Origin of the sequence: Streptomyces doebereineriae (genome assembly GCF_031845645.1) — a bacterium.
Taxonomy (GTDB): domain Bacteria; phylum Actinomycetota; class Actinomycetes; order Streptomycetales; family Streptomycetaceae; genus Streptomyces; species Streptomyces canus.
This window is the reverse complement of sequence record NZ_JAVREZ010000593.1, coordinates 1-385: the sequence shown is the minus strand read 5'-3', so window position 1 is coordinate 385 and position 385 is coordinate 1. Positions and strand designations below refer to the sequence as shown.

1 protein-coding gene is annotated in these 385 nt (G+C 66.2%); it reads right to left on the bottom strand.

The features are described 5' to 3' along the window. The coding region (locus tag RNB18_RS53415) for a Na+/H+ antiporter NhaA (RefSeq protein ID WP_311721232.1) at positions 1-362 on the bottom strand (362 nt) is incomplete at its 3' end. Between the last annotated feature and the right edge of the window lie 23 nt (positions 363-385).

Here is a 385-nt window from a genome sequence, read left to right as displayed (position 1 = left end):
GGCTGATAGATGTCGGGCACACCGTCGTGGTCGGCATCGACGGTTTCCAGCTCGTGAATGCGGCGATATGCGGCGTTGCGCGACACCAGAACCACCGCGGCCAGCAGGCCTGCGACCACCGATCCGGTGACCACCGCGATCTTCACGTCGTCGTCGGCCACGGTCGCGTGCCCGAACGCCAGTTCCCCGATGAGCAGCGAGACCGTGAAACCGATCCCGGCCAACATCGCGACACCGAGCACGTCTCGCCAGGCGAGATCCTCATCCAGGCTCGCGTGGGTGAAGCGGGCCAGCAAATAGGTGGTTCCCAGCACGCCGATGGGTTTGCCGAGCACCAGGCCGGCGATCACCCCGATGGTCACGGGATGCGACAACGCCGTGGCGA